Source organism: Candidatus Enterococcus moelleringii, assembly GCF_017377575.1.
In the GTDB taxonomy this organism is placed as follows: Bacteria; Bacillota; Bacilli; order Lactobacillales; family Enterococcaceae; genus Enterococcus_A; species Enterococcus_A moelleringii.
Window position 1 is genome coordinate 18,455 of sequence record NZ_JAFREM010000041.1, and the last position, 15,713, is coordinate 34,167.

General features: G+C 41.8%; 16 protein-coding genes. 5 read left to right on the top strand and 11 right to left on the bottom strand.

The genetic code is table 11. From position 1 onward, the window contains the following. Positions 1-64 precede the first annotated feature (64 nt). On the top strand, positions 65-598 hold the full coding sequence (gene ntdP / locus JZO70_RS21255; RefSeq protein ID WP_207675704.1) for a nucleoside tri-diphosphate phosphatase: 534 nt from the start codon (positions 65-67) through the stop codon (positions 596-598). A gap of 31 nt (positions 599-629) precedes the next feature. On the opposite strand, the gene JZO70_RS21260 is transcribed toward ntdP, so the two are convergent. Then, positions 630-1,064, bottom strand: a complete 435-nt coding sequence (locus JZO70_RS21260) for a GNAT family N-acetyltransferase (RefSeq protein ID WP_207675705.1) — start codon at positions 1,062-1,064, stop codon at positions 630-632. Positions 1,065-1,151: 87 nt separating this feature from the next. Between JZO70_RS21260 and JZO70_RS21265 the strand changes: the two genes are divergently transcribed. Beyond that, complete coding sequence (locus JZO70_RS21265; protein ID WP_207675706.1) at positions 1,152-2,276, top strand: AI-2E family transporter; 1,125 nt, start codon at positions 1,152-1,154, stop codon at positions 2,274-2,276. Between the two features lie 105 nt (positions 2,277-2,381). Continuing rightward, entirely contained in the window at positions 2,382-3,758 is a 1,377-nt protein-coding gene (locus JZO70_RS21270; protein WP_207675707.1) for a hemolysin family protein, read from the top strand. Between the two features lie 53 nt (positions 3,759-3,811). Here the strand turns inward: JZO70_RS21270 and JZO70_RS21275 are convergent, their stop codons facing one another. The 9 genes from JZO70_RS21275 to JZO70_RS21315 form a co-directional block, all read right to left on the bottom strand. Next, on the bottom strand, positions 3,812-5,602 hold the full coding sequence (locus tag JZO70_RS21275; protein WP_207675708.1) for an ISL3 family transposase: 1,791 nt from the start codon (positions 5,600-5,602) through the stop codon (positions 3,812-3,814). A gap of 223 nt (positions 5,603-5,825) precedes the next feature. Further along, positions 5,826-6,638 carry a MerR family transcriptional regulator gene (locus tag JZO70_RS21280; RefSeq protein WP_207675709.1) on the bottom strand — a complete coding sequence of 271 codons (813 nt, stop codon included), beginning with the start codon at positions 6,636-6,638 and terminating at the stop codon, positions 5,826-5,828. A 152-nt stretch (positions 6,639-6,790) separates the two neighbouring features. Continuing rightward, on the bottom strand, positions 6,791-7,363 hold the full coding sequence (locus JZO70_RS21285; protein WP_207675710.1) for a TetR/AcrR family transcriptional regulator: 573 nt from the start codon (positions 7,361-7,363) through the stop codon (positions 6,791-6,793). 14 nt (positions 7,364-7,377) lie between these two features. Further along, positions 7,378-7,869: an acetolactate synthase small subunit gene (gene ilvN / locus JZO70_RS21290; protein ID WP_347565223.1), complete on the bottom strand. Its 492-nt coding sequence runs from the start codon at positions 7,867-7,869 to the stop codon at positions 7,378-7,380. Position 7,870: 1 nt separating this feature from the next. Continuing rightward, entirely contained in the window at positions 7,871-9,556 is a 1,686-nt protein-coding gene (gene ilvB, locus JZO70_RS21295) for a biosynthetic-type acetolactate synthase large subunit (RefSeq protein WP_207675712.1), read from the bottom strand. 151 nt (positions 9,557-9,707) lie between these two features. Further along, on the bottom strand, positions 9,708-10,439 hold the full coding sequence (locus tag JZO70_RS21300; protein WP_207675713.1) for a TraX family protein: 732 nt from the start codon (positions 10,437-10,439) through the stop codon (positions 9,708-9,710). Positions 10,440-10,520: 81 nt separating this feature from the next. Beyond that, on the bottom strand, positions 10,521-10,970 hold the full coding sequence (locus tag JZO70_RS21305) for a hypothetical protein (protein WP_207675714.1): 450 nt from the start codon (positions 10,968-10,970) through the stop codon (positions 10,521-10,523). Between the two features lie 72 nt (positions 10,971-11,042). Further along, positions 11,043-11,558, bottom strand: a complete 516-nt coding sequence (locus tag JZO70_RS21310) for a hypothetical protein (protein WP_207675715.1) — start codon at positions 11,556-11,558, stop codon at positions 11,043-11,045. Next, entirely contained in the window at positions 11,558-11,767 is a 210-nt protein-coding gene (locus JZO70_RS21315) for a helix-turn-helix transcriptional regulator (protein ID WP_207675716.1), read from the bottom strand. The genes JZO70_RS21310 and JZO70_RS21315 overlap by 1 nt, the downstream gene beginning before the upstream one ends. Positions 11,768-11,962: 195 nt before the next feature. Here JZO70_RS21315 and aguA point away from each other — a divergent pair, with 195 nt between their 5' ends. Further along, a complete protein-coding gene (gene aguA / locus JZO70_RS21320) occupies positions 11,963-13,066 on the top strand; it encodes an agmatine deiminase (protein ID WP_207675717.1) in 1,104 nt (367 codons plus the stop codon). Positions 13,067-13,264: 198 nt separating this feature from the next. On the opposite strand, the gene JZO70_RS21325 is transcribed toward aguA, so the two are convergent. Then, positions 13,265-14,038: a helix-turn-helix transcriptional regulator gene (locus JZO70_RS21325; protein WP_207675718.1), complete on the bottom strand. Its 774-nt coding sequence runs from the start codon at positions 14,036-14,038 to the stop codon at positions 13,265-13,267. A gap of 2 nt (positions 14,039-14,040) precedes the next feature. On the opposite strand from JZO70_RS21325, the gene JZO70_RS21330 reads away from it, so the two are divergent. Then, a complete protein-coding gene (locus JZO70_RS21330; RefSeq protein ID WP_242704069.1) occupies positions 14,041-15,570 on the top strand; it encodes an APC family permease in 1,530 nt (509 codons plus the stop codon). The last annotated feature ends 143 nt before the right edge of the window (positions 15,571-15,713 follow it).

Below are 15,713 nucleotides of genomic sequence, written 5' to 3' on the forward strand. Positions count from 1 at the left end.
CTGATGTCGGTGTGATAACACCCAAACAAATGCGAACAATGATTTCGCTGAGGGAAGGGTAGCTATGGGAGTTCCAAAAGAAGGAGAGTTTATAACTATCAAAAGTTATAAACACGACGGCAGCTTGCATCGAACGTGGCGGGATACCATGGTATTAAAAACAAGCGAGTGTTCAATTATCGGCTTAAATGACCATACACTGGTCACTGAATCAGACGGCCGACGATGGGTCACTCGTGAACCAGCAATTGTTTATTTTCACACGAAATACTGGTTCAATGTAATAGCAATGATTAGAGAGAAAGGAGTTTCCTACTATTGTAATCTAGCATCACCTTATGTATTGGATGATGAAGCTTTGAAGTATATTGACTACGATTTAGATGTCAAAGTCTTTCCTGATGGAGAGAAGCGTCTTTTAGATGTTGATGAATATGAAGCCCACAGCAAACAAATGCATTACTCCAAGGAAACTGATTTTATTCTAAAGGAAAACGTCAAGATTCTTGTTGATTGGATTAACAATGAAAAAGGTCCTTTTTCTCAAGGCTATATTGATATTTGGTATAACCGCTACAAGCAATTGTCGCGGAAATAAGAAAAAACTGCTGATTGAGGTCAGCAGTTTTTTATAGCTCTTTTTTCATATGAATGTGATCAATCCCCGCATCTTGGAAGACCTGCCCGTACGTCACATAGCCTTGATTCTCATAAAATGACTGAGCCGTTAATTGAGCATCCAGTCGAATTTCGCGAAATTCCTGCTGCTTAGCAAATAACTCGGCTTCTTTAATAATAGCTTCTCCTAAGTGCTGGCTGCGGAAATCCTTTAATACTGCCATCCGCTGCAGCTTTACTTCCTGAGAGTTCAAAGGCAGCAAACGAACAGTTGCAGCTGCTTGATGATCCTCAGGATACAGGACAAAGTGAATGGAATAGGCTTCGTTCTTATCGATTTCTCGGGCTAAAGGCACACCTTGTTCCTGAATGAATACCTTGTTGCGGATTTTAACGGCATCCAAGTAAATCTCACTCATTGTGTCTTTAGTAATTAAGATTTTCATTTTTTTCACCTTCCTAGTTCAAAAAAAGCGTCTCTTTTGACTCGCTGTTGTATACTATATAACAAATTAGATAAAAGAGGTATTGAAATGTTTGAAAAACTCAAGAATTCAAAATTGATGTTCTGGTCTTTAGAGCTATTAATTTTGGCAACCTTGATCTGGGTTTCGTCAAGAATTGATTTTGTCTTTCAACCGATTGGCACATTCTTTACGACTTTATTTGCTCCGGTCTTGATTGCTGGTTTTCTTTATTATTTACTTAATCCCTTGGTACGCTTGCTGACGCGTTTAGGGATGAAACGAATTATGGCGATAGCCCTTATTTTCCTGTTACTAATCGTGATGATCGTTTTGATGGTTATGAGTATTATTCCAAACCTAGTGCAGCAAATCGCTTCCTTGGCGGCCAATATTCCAAGCTTTATTGTGGAAATTCAAGATTGGCTGACGGAGCTCAGTGACCAAGCGACGCATTTTCCATTGTTCCAACAGCTGGACGTGGATCAATACATCAACAATTTGGATGTTTCGGCAGGAACTATTTTGCAGCGGTTCTTAAGCGGTGTTACGACTAGTCTAAGTTCCGTGATTGGAACCGTAGCTACAACTGCGATTCTATTAGTAACTGTTCCCTTCATTTTGTTCTACATGCTAAAGGACGGCGAAAAATTAGTTCCAAATATCGAACGTGTTTTTCCAGTTGAACAGCAGGAGAACATCAAAGACTTGTTGGGACAAATGAATAAAACATTGTCTGACTATATCAGCGGTCAAGCAATCGAGTGTTTATTCGTTGGAACCTTTACTTTCTTAGGTTATCTGCTGATTGGAGTCGACTACGCCTTCTTATTCGGCGTGATTGCCGGTCTAACCAACTTGATTCCCTATTTGGGACCATATCTTGGTTTAGCTCCAGCGCTGGTCTACAGCTTCTTTGACAGCCCAGTGAAGGCACTTCTTTGTATTGTGATAGTGGTGGTTGTTCAGCAGATCGATGGTAATGTGATTTATCCCAATGTCATTGGAAAATCCTTAAACATCCATCCTTTAACAATTATCCTGATTTTACTAGTTGCTGGGAATTTGGCCGGTGTTTTAGGCGTCTTTCTAGGTGTACCTGTTTATGCAATTGTTAGGACGCTAGTCGTTTTTATTGTAAAAATTGTCCGAGAAAGTAAAAAAGAAGAGCGGGAACAGGAGTTTCTTAGTTAAGTGAGAACAAAGATTGCATAAAAACAGCGGTTATGATACGATTTTAATGTGGCCCTGGGCCACTTTTTTTACAGTTTATGAAAATGATAAGGAGCGAATGCAATTATGAATGCTGACCCCGATAGTCAGTCGTTAGTCTTCCAACTATTATTACTAGTTGTGTTGACTTTGATCAACGGATTTCTTGCTGCGGCGGAAATTGCGGTTGTATCAGTTAATAAAAATCGTGTAGAACAAAAAGCTGAAGAGGGAAATCTTAAATCCCAAAAACTACTGGAGATTATTAGAGAGCCAAACAACTTTTTATCCACAATACAAGTTGGGATTACTTTAGTAAATATCTTGTCAGGGGCTTCCTTGGCGGATAGTCTCGCTGCTCGCTTAGCACCAGTATTAGGTGGAACTGCAGCAGCCAGAACAATCGCAAATGTATTGATCATGCTTTTATTAACCTATGTTTCAATTGTATTTGGTGAATTATATCCTAAGCGAATCGCAATGACCCACACGGAAAAGGTTGCACAGTTTACATCAAGTGTAGTCCGGAAATTAGGAGTAATTGCTAAGCCCTTTGTCTGGTTGTTGACAGCTTCAACCAACTTGCTGGCAAAACTAACACCAATGAAGTTTGATGATGAAGATACTAAAATGACTCGTGATGAAATGCGTTACATGCTGGAAACCGAGGGCGTGCTGGACACAGAGGAAATTGAAATGCTGCAAGGTGTTTTTTCTTTGGATACAAAAGTCGCTCGTGAAGTAATGGTTCCTCGGACTGACTCATTTATGATCGACATAAATGACCCTGTAACAGAAATCGTAGACGAAATTTTAAGCGAAAGCTACTCGCGGATTCCTGTCTATGATGAAGACAAAGACAAGATAGTCGGGATTGTTCATACGAAAAACTTGTTAAAGTCTGCCAGAGAGTGCGGCTTTGAAAACATTGATCTTCGTAAAATTATTCAAGAACCGCTTTTTGTTCCTGAAACAATTTTTATTGACGATCTATTGTATGAATTGAAAAAGACTCAAAACCAAATGTCGATTCTGCTGGACGAATACGGTGGAATGGTCGGCTTAGTTACTCTAGAGGATCTATTGGAAGAAATCGTCGGCGAAATCGATGACGAATCAGATGAAATCGAAAAGCTGTATGAAAAAGTTTCTGATACCGAATTTTTAATCAACGGGAAAATGCTGATTGATGAATTTAATGAAGAATTCTATACCAGCTTGCATATGAGTGACGTTGATACAATGGCCGGCTATCTGATTACCGCTTTGGGAACGATTCCTGATGAAGGTGAGAAGCTTTCCTTCGATGTAGACAACCTAACTTTAATTTCTGAAGAAATGGAAGGTTCGCGGGTCCTAACCGTACGGGCCATTTTCCATCCCGAAGAAAATGAAAATGTAGAACCGGAAGAAGAGCGTCGTTTGTTTACTAAAGATTTTGACGACAACGAACCAAGAAGATAAAAAAAGGACTAGTTTACTCAACGGTTCTTTCTCAAGTTTGGTTATAAGACAACTCAAAGAAGATCTCGTAAGGAGAAATCTTCTTGAGTTGCTGAAAAAGCCAATAGGCATTTTTTTGAAAGATTGACTAATCTAGAACGACCGTATACAATTCGTTTTATAAGCTTAAATTTGTTGTTATTACCTTCGACGAATCCAGAGCTTATGTTATGGGATATCGCATTCTTAACCGGGGCGATATCCTTTTTTATGCCCTGACAAAAAGGTGCAATAATTGAATCTTGATACTTTTGAAGAAACAGGTCCAGTTCCTCCAGAGAATCTCCCATTATTATCGTATGGAAGCTTTTAAAAATCGTCTCTATCTCGGAAACAATCGAGTATTTTTCCTGGATAATTGGCAAGTATTCTTCGATCTGGTGCTCCTTTTTTGTTTTAGGATTGACGGTCAGTATATATTTTAATAGTCGATTTCGTGTAATCATTATCACGTGTTTTGAATATTCTTGCCGAAATATTTGTCTACTGTGCATAGATTGACGGTTTGGGAAGTTATTTCTACTGATGTTGTGAATGTAGTTCCAAATAGTATTCTGATTCTTGTCACACCCTTTGTATAGTAGATAAAAATAAATTGTATCGTTAGGCAGACCGTCTTGCATCATTTTGAAAATGATGTTCAGGTAATCATCCATGACGGTTTTTCGTTTCTTATAGTTTTTTGGCTGATCCATCTGCCTTATTTCTTCTTCCGTCATTTGGAGATACTTTTTTAAAGTAACTGGATGAATAGTGAATTGTTGGGCACAAGCAAGAATATCTTTTTCTTCTAGCTCTTCCCAATAGCTTTGGATTCTACGAATCAACTGTTGCTTCATCTGACGGCTTTTCGCTTGTTTTTGGTATTGTACGCTGTTCAGATCCCGCTTCTTGTTATCAAAGAGCTTCTCCGAACCATCTGGATTTCTTGGGATAGAATTGTCATAAGACAAACTAGACAAATAGGCATAATCCGGTGTTCTTTCGACATAGATTTTTTCTGGTTCCTGATCTAGGAGTTTTCCATCGCGGAAAAAAAGCTTTTCGGGCAGCTCTGATTGAAAGATTTTCTTTAAATGCGTGATTAAGTTTTGAAGTAAATGAAAACGATCAGCTACTTGAATACAGTCGGGGAGTACTTCAGTGATTGCTTTAGCATAGGCACTCGCACGGTCACGTGCGACTATTTGAACTTTTTTATGTTGAAGCAACCATTCTTTTAAAACAGGAGCAGTTCGACCATCAAGAAGTGCGAGCAGCTGATGGTCTTGCATATCGTAAATAGCAGTCGCATAGGTCTGCCCTTTTCTTATAGAAACATCATCAATCCCGATTGCTTCAACTTCCGGACGATCAACGAATTCAAGTCGATCGTAAAGTCGCTGAATCGTATCATTACTCACAGAGACGCCCAAAAGCGATAAGACTTTACTTGCGCATTCATTGCTCAAAAAAATCGCCACACCTAAAATAAACGTATTGAGTGCATCGGTACGAACTTGGGAAGATCGGGCAAAGGGAATGATTTCAGTAAAAACATGACGGGAACAGCTTGGATTTGCACAACCGTATTTATAAAGATTGGCATGGATAAAGGTTTGTTTGCCATGAATGGGGGTATCTTGAAGGGTCCGTTGGTAAGTCGCTGTTAGCTTTCGACACAAAGTACCACAGGTGGGACAAGGACACTGATGTAACTTTGATTTGATAAACAAATGAACTGTTTCGGTATCTTCTGCGACATCGTAAATAAAATGGTTTTTATCCAACAGAAAAGAACAATGGCTTAGTTCAGTGTAGTTCATTTTAAAGATCTCCCTCCTATCTATAGTATAAGACGGGGAAGCCTTAAACAGTATAAATAGCTACAAAAAAAGCAAGTACATCTGTACCTGCTTTTTTGTGCTGTAACCAAACTTGAGAAAGAACCTCTCTCCACACATAGTCCCATCCCCTTTTTCTTTAAGCATACCATCAAACCACCAACCAAGACTAGCGCCCTCAATCAATTGAAGGCGCTCATCCAACTTATTTACTTACCACAAATGCTGCTTCCGTTACCCAGTTTTCCGGATTCGGGTCCTGTGCCGGCGAAACATGGCTGATATTAATCATCGGGCCAACGACTTTATAGCCATTGGCTTCGATCCATTCCCCAATTGCCTGAGTCACCAAAGGCATTTGATCAAAGCTGCCGCTGAAGGTAACTGATGCCATGGTAAATCCTGGTGCCTTCGTAAAGTTTGCGGCCTTCGCCTCCGGATATTCCCCGACCACCGCAGCTTGAACCTCAACATCGGGATTTTTTTCTACATATTCTTTATCGTGAAAGATCGTCATGTACAATGGCGGCTGAGCAATTTTGGCATTCACTTCCTGCATCCCCTGCTGCAGCTTTTGCCAAAGATCCCCTTCCAGCATATAGTCGGCAATCACGCCGCGGACGCTTAAGACATTTCTTTCGGCTACTTCTTTTACTACCACATTATATTTAGTCATTTCAATTCCTGCTTTCGTATTTTGTTTGAGTAAGGAGACCATCCGCTGCTTCTTCAAGAGATCGTCCAGATCCTCCTGCAGCTTCGCCTCCTGTAAGGCATAGTGTCGTTCCAAAAAGGCTAAATCATCCGTCTCAATGATTTCTTTAATCGTCTTTAACGGCAAGCCGGTTTGCTGCAGCAGCTTGATCTGGTTCAAGCGTGACAGCTGACTGGCTGAATAGTAACGATAATTCGATTGGGTATCGATTTTTTCTGGTATTAATAAACCTAATGACGCATAGTGATCCAGTGTTCGAACGGTGGTGTTAGATATTTTTGAGAATTCTCCAATTTTAAACATGTTTTTATCTCCTTAAACTTTTTTCGTCCTCGCTAGCTTACTTATAGTATAGAGTCACACGCAGCGTGGGAGTCAACTGAAAATAAAAACTTTTTTGCTGAACGCAAAAAAAGACGAAAATCAATCGGAATTGATCCTCGTCTACAGCTTCTTTATTCTAATCCATCTACAAATAATTCTACAGCTTCTTGGATAAACTGTGTTTTGTCTGCTTCAAATTGTTCCTTACTATCATAAGCATGCAAAAACGCAAAACCAATTAAACTGGAAAACAATACCTCCGCCGATTTATGGGGGTCCGTCAGCTGAACCTTTCCCCGCTGCTGCATCCCCTTCAAGTACTCCTCCAACAGTTGCGTAAAGGCTGTCGGGATTTTTTGAATATACGGCAGGGTTTCCTGATAAATTTCTTGCGCCCGCAAGCCTAAAGAGAAGCGCACAATGTCCGGAGAAACCTGCTGGAAATAATTCTCCATAATCAAGGTTAAATCGGCCTTCAACTCCCAGCGAAACGTATCGGCAATCCCCTCTTTTACAGCCGGGACCCATTCAGCTTCTTCTAAGGTAGCCATTAACAGCTCCTTTTTCGTACCGAATTGCCTGAATAAAGTCGTTTCGTTCACGTTAGCTTCTTGGGCAATTTCCTTGGTGGTCATGGCACTGTAGCCTTTTTCGATAATTATTTTTTTGGTGGCCTTCATAATATTTGCTCGGGTATTTTTCATGATAGTCTCCTAAGTTAAGTCTTGGCTAATTTGGCAATGGCGACACTTCCGCCGCGAACTACTTCAATTCCAGCAGGAAAAATCCGCTGCATTTCGCCAATAAGCGTGTCGGTCGTCGTTTCGTCGGCTAAGCTTTCCACTAGCAATTCTTCGGCACTGCGATCAATCACGGCAATCACAAATTTTTCTGCCAATTTCGCAAGTTCTCCCTCTGCTTGTGGATTGCTGGTCACCTTGATATACATCACTTCCTTTGAACAAAACGGCTTGTCTGTGTAATCCAGCACCTGAATAACTTCCACCATATTATTCAACTGATGCTTCACCTGTTCAAAGGTCCGATCGTCGCTGACCAAGCTGATGGTCATCCGGGAAGTGTCGGTCTGCTCCGTCTCACCGACAGTTAAGCTATTTAAATTATACAATTTTCCTGAGAACAATCCAGCCACTCTTGCCAATACACCAACTTCATTTTCAACGTAAACACTCAACCATCTTTTTTTCACGTTAGTTTTCTCCATCGATTATCATTTCCTTTAAGCTTTGACCTGGGGGCACAATCGGCATGACTTTTTGCTCACGTTCCAACATAAATTCAATTAAGAAGGGCTGGTTTTTGCTTTCTTTAGCTGCGGCAAAAGCTGGTTCAATTTGTTCTTCAGCAGTCACCCGAGTTCCTTTTATCCCGTAACTAGCGGCTAATGCCAGAAAGTTCGGCACATAAACTTCTGAAGATTGCATCAAATCCGTGTAAGAGTAGCGTTTGTCGTAAAACATTTCTTGCCACTGGCGAACATTTCCTAAGCAGCCATTGTTGAAAATGCAAATAATGACGGGGATTTTTTCCAGCATTGCTGTCGCAAGCTCCTGCAGATTCATTTGAAAGCCGCCGTCCCCGGTAATAACGATCACGTCTTTTTCTGGATTGCCTAATTTTGCTCCCAAAGCCGCCGGGAACCCAAAGCCCATTGTTCCCAACCCACCGGATGTCAACAGCTGAACTTGCTTGTCCACCTGTAAAAATTGAGTGGTCCACAGCTGATTTTGTCCCACATCGGTGACCACGATGGCATGAGTAAATATATTGTTGATTTTGTTGATAATTGTTTCCGGCGTTAATCCGGGCTCCAGCATTTGAAGGGGATTTTCCTGCTTCAAACTTTGCAGCTGTTGCAGCCAATCCTGATGGTTGCCGTCAGAGATCAAAGGAATCATCTGTGACAGAATACGTTTGGCTTCTCCCACCAAAGCTACATCAGCATCCACGTTTTTCCCGATTACCGCTGGATCAATGTCCAAATGAATGATTTTGGTTTCCAAACAGAAGGTATCGCTTTTTCCGGTCACCCGATCATTCAAGCGAGTCCCAATCGCAAAAAGGACATCGCTATTGGCAACTGCGTGATTAGCAGCCAGACTGCCGTGAATCCCGACATTTCCAATATACAGTTCATGACCGCTTGGCAGTGCCCCCTTCCCCATAATGGTGGTCACCACAGGAATCCGACTCTTTTCTGCAAACGCCATCAATTCGCTGTATGCATCACCTCGGTGGACCCCACCGCCAACCAATAAGACAGGTCGTTCGGCTGCGTTCAAATAGGTCGCAGCTTTTTTCACAACAGAAGACTCTTCATCAATTTGCGGCTGATACCCGCGAATACTTACTTCTTTAGGATAATCGGCTGAACCTAGCTCCTGTTGAATATTTTTCGGCAGATCCACTACCACCACCCCAGGCTTTCCTGTCTGAGCAATCACAAAGGCCTTCTTAATGATCGCCCCCAGTTCCTGACGATCCTTTACCGTCACCGCATATTTGGTAATCGAGCGGCTGATCCCCACCATGTCCACTTCTTGAAAAGCATCTTTTCCAATCAAATGAGTCGCCACCTGCCCGGTGAAACACACCAATGGCGCGGCATCAAAACCAGCCGTGGCAATTCCTGTGATCAAATTTGTGGCACCTGGTCCGCTGGTGACTAAACAGACCCCTACTTTCCCGGTCGAGCGGGCATAGCCATCTGCAGCATGGATCAAGCCCTGCTCATGTCTAGGCAGCACCACCCGAAATTCCTCTCTTTGATACAGCGCATCAAATAAATCAATCGCTTGCCCGCCTGGATAAGCAAAACACACCTCAACCGCTTCTTCAATTAACGCCTTGACTACCAACTCAGCTCCCGAAATCATCTCAATCAACCTCCAATTTCTAAAAACGCAAGTGTTTACTTGCATTTTAGCACATAAGGGATTTCTGTCAATGATCTATCAATTCTTCAACAAAAAAGCCTAGCCAAAATAATTCGACTAAGCTTCTTACTTCTCTTCTATTATACAAACGCTAATAAAGCAAAAAACGAATTCCTGCCAACACCAACAAATGAATCGGATAAAACCAATAAAAACCCCATTTCATCCAGGCTGGCGAATAGCCCCGCTGGCCGTTATAGGCAATCAACAAAGGAATCACTAGTAACAGCCCTAATCCTGAAAGCACCTCATACAAAGGAATTTGGCCGGGAAAGCTGGCATACATGAGTCCCGTCATCCCAACTAAAAAGGCTGTCGTGTAAACAACCGGAACGATCTTACCAATCTTTTTCCCTCGCCACTTGTAAAACCCGAAGATCAGCCACACGCCAATCAAATTCCAGTCAGACATAACCGTAGCTATCGAAAACAGAATCGCTAAACCGATCTGCAGGCCGGTACTTTCCACCTTTTCACAGGCCACCATCAGCATCAGCCCCATCAGCAAGGTGAAGAAAATGTTGTTCACTAACTCCCTAGCACCAAAGGAATGATTGGAATAAAACAGCAAATGAAACGGATAGATGGAAACGAGCCAGAAAATCGCTAATCGACCGGCATACTTCCTTCGATCTCTGGTGTAATAAAAACCTTCTACTAACAAGTAAGCCATAATCGGAAAGGTCAGCTTTCCGATGAACTCCGTGAAAAAGTACAACGCCTCTGAATACTGAGCGATCTCAAAGCCGCTGCCAATATGATTCAGGGTCATGGCAATAATTGCGATTACTTTCAGCTTGAAGCCGTCGATTGATTTGGTCATAAAGTACAACTCCTTCTACTTAAAAGTATGGCACAATTTTTTGCTCATGACCTCCAACCATAGTTGTAGAAGCTGAGATAATTAGCGGAAAGCATCCAACACTGTTAATACTAATGTCCGAATATCGCCTCTAAAGTTTAACTCTTCATAACGCAGACGATTAATGAACAGAATAATTCCGAACACGCCCAGATCAACCAAAAAGGATTCTAAATGGGTTTGAGGTTTATCAAAAGCATAGAGAAGCATCCCGGGTTTAACAAGTATATTAATATCTTGCCCAGTTATGTCGGAATAAATTCTCCGTACCAGCATTTGCACTAGATGAAGAACCATAATGAATACAAAGCTTGCAGCCAATGCATTCATAAATGTCTTCCTATCTAACTCGTCATTATCTTTGGCAAGTGTTTTGATAACAAATGCGACACTCGCAAATAATCCATATGTCATAAAAAAGCAGAAAATCATTAAAAGAATCGTAAATAGCCAATTTCCCCCAAAAATTCTGAAATATGCTCCTCCACTCATCACTTTACCTTCCCTTCCAAATAAACTATCTCCTCAAACTGTAGTGCAAAATACCCGGTAATTTCAACCAAACTAGGGTTGTGCTTTCCCCTTTTGATGGCCATCATCGTTTGTTGTGGGACCCCCACTGCTTTTTTTCTGTTGCTCTCTCTTTGGCATATCCATCCGCAAAGCTGCAATGCTCTCTTTCAAACTCCAAGTCCGATAACGCCAGCGGCTTATCAATAAGCAACTCGCAAATATTCCTAAATCTACCCCATAGGATTCTAAATGAGGACTATTTACATCCAAAGTACTGATATACAATCCCGGCCTTATAACAAAACTATAGTCATTGCCCGTTCTGACGGCAATGGTGTATCGAATAACCATCTGAGCAATATGCAGCAATAAAACCAAAACAAAACTCATTGCCATCGCATTGACGGTAATTTTTTTGACTAACTCGTCATTTTCGTTGCGTATTTGTTTGAATAAAAATATGAATGAAGACACAATAGCGTAAAGAGAAAATAGAGTAAAAACGTTAGCAATAATACTCATCGATTGACTCATCCCATTTGTATAAAAAGAACTAATTGTTCCCATCACTTTTCCTTCCCTTCCAAATAAAAAATTTCCTCAAACGGCAGTTCAAAATACCCGGCAATTTTCAACGACAGCTCCAAACTAGGGTTGTACTTCCCCTTTTCGATGGCCGTCATCGTTTGTCGTGAAACCCCCACAGCTTCTGCCATCACATTTTGCGGGATGCCTCTGGCCTCACGAATCTCTTTAATGTGATTGATAACCTTCATCGTCTTCTCCTTGGTAAAGATATCTTTACCATATTATACCGCATCTATCAAATAAGTAAAGATACTTTTACCTCGTTAGTCTAATTAATCCCTACTTCATTTCAATTATCTCTTTAAATACTTTCCTTAACTAATTTATTCAATTAGTTGATTAGCCGTACACTTAGGTCAACAAAGAACGAAGGAGTGGAAAAAATGGCAAAATCAATTAAAGACAGCACACCAAAAAAAGACGGCTTCCGCATGCCGGGAGAATTTGAAGAGCATGAATGTTCCTGGATTATCTGGCCGGAGCGGACTGATACTTGGCGTGATGGCGGGAAACCTGCTCAGAAAGTGTTTGTGGATGTTGTTGAAAAAATGATTCCTTACGAAGAAGTGCGGGTCATCTGTTCAGCTGGTCAATACGAAAATGCGCGAGCACGCTTACCAGAAGAGGTTCGTTTAATTGAAATGTCCACCGATGATTCTTGGGCACAGGACAAAGGTCCCTTCTACGTGATCAACGACAAAGGCGATATTCGCGGGGTTGACTGGGGCTTTAATGCTTACGGCGGCTTGGATGAAGGCTTGTACTTCCCATGGAAATTGGATTCCCAATTCGCCCAAAAACTATTAGAATTAGAAAATATCGATCGTTACGATGCTACGGTGAAAATGATTCTTGAAGGCGGCGCGACACAGGTGGATGGCGAAGGTACCTTAATCATCACCGAAAACAGCGTCTTTAACGACAACCGCAACCCCGGCATGACGCGGGATGAAATTGAAGAACTGTTAAAAGAATACATGAACTTAGAAAAAGTTATTTGGCTGAAAGATGGGATGGCCTTTGACGAAACCGATGGCCACATCGATGACGTTTGCTTCTTCATTAAACCAGGTGTCATTGCGCTATCTTGGACCGATGACGAAGAAAATCCGCAATACAAACCATTAAAAGAAGCCTATGACATTTTAAGCCAAGAAACCGATGCAAAAGGTCGCAAGTTGGAAATTCATAAAGTGCCAATTCCAGAAATTCTTTACATTTCGGAAGAAGAAAATGCCGGCATTGATATCAGCGATACCGCCGCAACGCGGGAAAGCGGCTTGCCTTTAGCGGTGACTTATATCAACAGCTACATGATCAACGGCGCGCTAGTGGTTCCGCAATTTGATGATCCAATGGATGAAGTAGCCTGCAAGATGTTTAAAGAATTAATGCCGGATCGGGAAATAGTCCGCATCTGGAGCCGCGAATGGTCACTATGCGGCGGGAATATTCACTGCATGACCTTGCAAAAACCAAAACCGTAAAGAGAAAGGCATTTCAAACTCGTCCAGCTTTGGAGCATTAAGACTAAAATTGGGATAAACTGCTCCTCAAGTTTCTCCCAATTTTCGCTTAATGCCGACAAAGCTAGTTTGAAAAGCCAGACACCCTTAGAAAAGCTTCGCAAGCAACTTCAAATAGAAATGGCCGCTGAGAATATCTAACTATTCTCAGCGACCTTCTTATGTGATTCGTTCTTTTGCCATCAAAGCAACTAACTGATTGCGATTTTTACAGTTGGTTTTGCGATAAATATTGGCGGCATGCTTTCTAACCGTATGAACACTGATAAACAATTGTTGGCCGATTTCCTCGATGTCAGCCGCCGTGCACAGCCAGCGGACAAGTTCTTGTTCCCGACTAGTCAGATGATATTTATCCATCGGCTCTTCAGCCGTTTGGTCAGATAAAATCGGCAGACCATGGGGATAAAGCTGGGTCAGTTTCAACGTAAAATGCGGCTCTAAAACACTCAGTATCTCCAAATCCTGCTGGGTGAAATCACCTCGTTTGCGGGAATTGAATAGATTGAGGGAACCATAGGGTACATTTTCGCAAACAAAATTAATCCCGCAGCTATAATACAAGTTCATCGGCTTTAACCACTGATTGTACAAGGGCGATTGTTCGCGAACTTCATCAGTGACAATTTTCGAATCGCAATAAACCACCGAATTTTGGTGAAGGGAGAACATCCAAGAAACATAATCGCCATAGATAAATGAATCAAAATATTCCGCCATTTTTTCTTGGCTGATGGTTAGAGACATTGGATTGAAATACCGGGTTTGATTTTTCTCCACCCGAGCCATATCAAAGAACGAGCAGTCTGATGCGACCAGTTCGGGAAGCTTCTCCAAGGTGGTACGGCGTAATTCGTCGATGGATTTCGCTTGATAAATTGCATAAATAAAAGAGTTAATCATTTGCCATAATTCACTAGGAAGCGTCATCATTTATGACCTCCTATTCGTTTTTTCTTGATTATACCATTCTGGCAGATCATTTTGAGCCAGTAATTCAAGAAAAGCGCAAAAAATACGAAGGCGAGAACCATTTTCCACATGGTATCGTGCCTTATTTAGAAAGGAATGAGCAGACCATGGAAGAGAAAAAAGTGAGCCTAGTAAAAAGTATTTTGTTCACGATTTGCAGTGTGTTGGTGTTGGATTCTTTTGTCGCTTCTTCAGCGATCGGGGTTTCTTCAATCACGATTTGGTTGATTACCACGGTGCTTTTCTTTCTGCCCTACGGCTTAGTTACCGCTGAACTTGGCAGTAATTATCCCGGCGATGGCGGAATTTACTTATGGATTAGACGGGCCTTTGGCGATAAGATTGGGGTTTTAAACGGCTGGTTCTACTGGGTCAATGTGGCCTTTTGGATGCCGGCGGTTTTTGTGGCTTTCTCCAGCTGGTTTTCTTACGCCTTTATGCCTAATGCCAGTCCGGTGTTTCTAGCTGGCTTGGCTTTAGTCATGTGCTGGTTGATTGTGTACATCGGAATTCGCGGAGTGGATTTGTCGGTGACGGTCACCAATATCGCGGCGATTTTCAAAGTAGGGGTTCTATTGATTTTTGGTTTTATGGGGATTGTGTATGCCATCCAGCATGGAACCGCCAATGATTTCTCGGCGTCATCCTTCATCCCGACACCAGGAAATACCGTGCGCTACATCTCCGTCATCATTTATAACCTGCTGGGCTTTGAGCTGATTGGTTCGATTGGCAGTCAAATCGACAATCCCGGCAAAACGATTCCCAAAATGACGGTGGTAGCCGGTGTGATTATCTCCGCACTATACATTTTCGGGACCTATGGAGTTTTAGTCGCTATTCCTGCTAATCAAATTGATACGGTAGATGGGTTCTATTATGCCTTGTTAGAGCTATGTAAAGTTTTTGGCAGCATGCAAATGCCGGTCTTTTACGTGATTATTCTAGTGTCCATGAGCACCTTGATTTCCAATATGGTGTCCTGGACTCTCGGGGCCAATGAAGTGTTTATCGCAGCGAAATTAGATCAGCGGAATCGTTTCTTGAAACACCGCAGTGCAAAATACGGCACACCGGACGGCTTGTATTACTTCATGGGCGTCGTGGCTACCTTGTTGATTATTATTAATTACGCAACAACCGGCGATGCTAATGCAATTTTTTGGACGATCTTCTCCTTCAGTGTCATCATCTTGATGATTCCTTATCTATTTATGTTCCCAGCAGCGATTATTCTGCGGAAGAAAGATCCCAACATGAAGCGGATTTATCAAGTTCCTGGAGGCATGACTGGTTTAATCATTTGTTCCGTTCTAGGAGAAGCCTGCTTGATCCTAAGTATTATCCTGATGTTTGTGACAGCCGAATCCAGCTTTGTTGTTGGAACGTACGTGGTTGGCACAATCATCACCTTGGCATTAGGCATTTTGCTTTATCGGTCGAAGGAACAGATTTCTGATGAAGATCCTCCCCATGTTCCCGATGAAACGTAAGACTACTATTGAAGAAAGACGATCAATAAAGATCGCCTTTCTTTTTTTGTCAGTCCTACTTTTCGTAGTTTATAAAGATAGAAGACAATCCACCAATTATTCCAACTACAAAATGATACGAAATGTCTAGTAGGATGGTATGC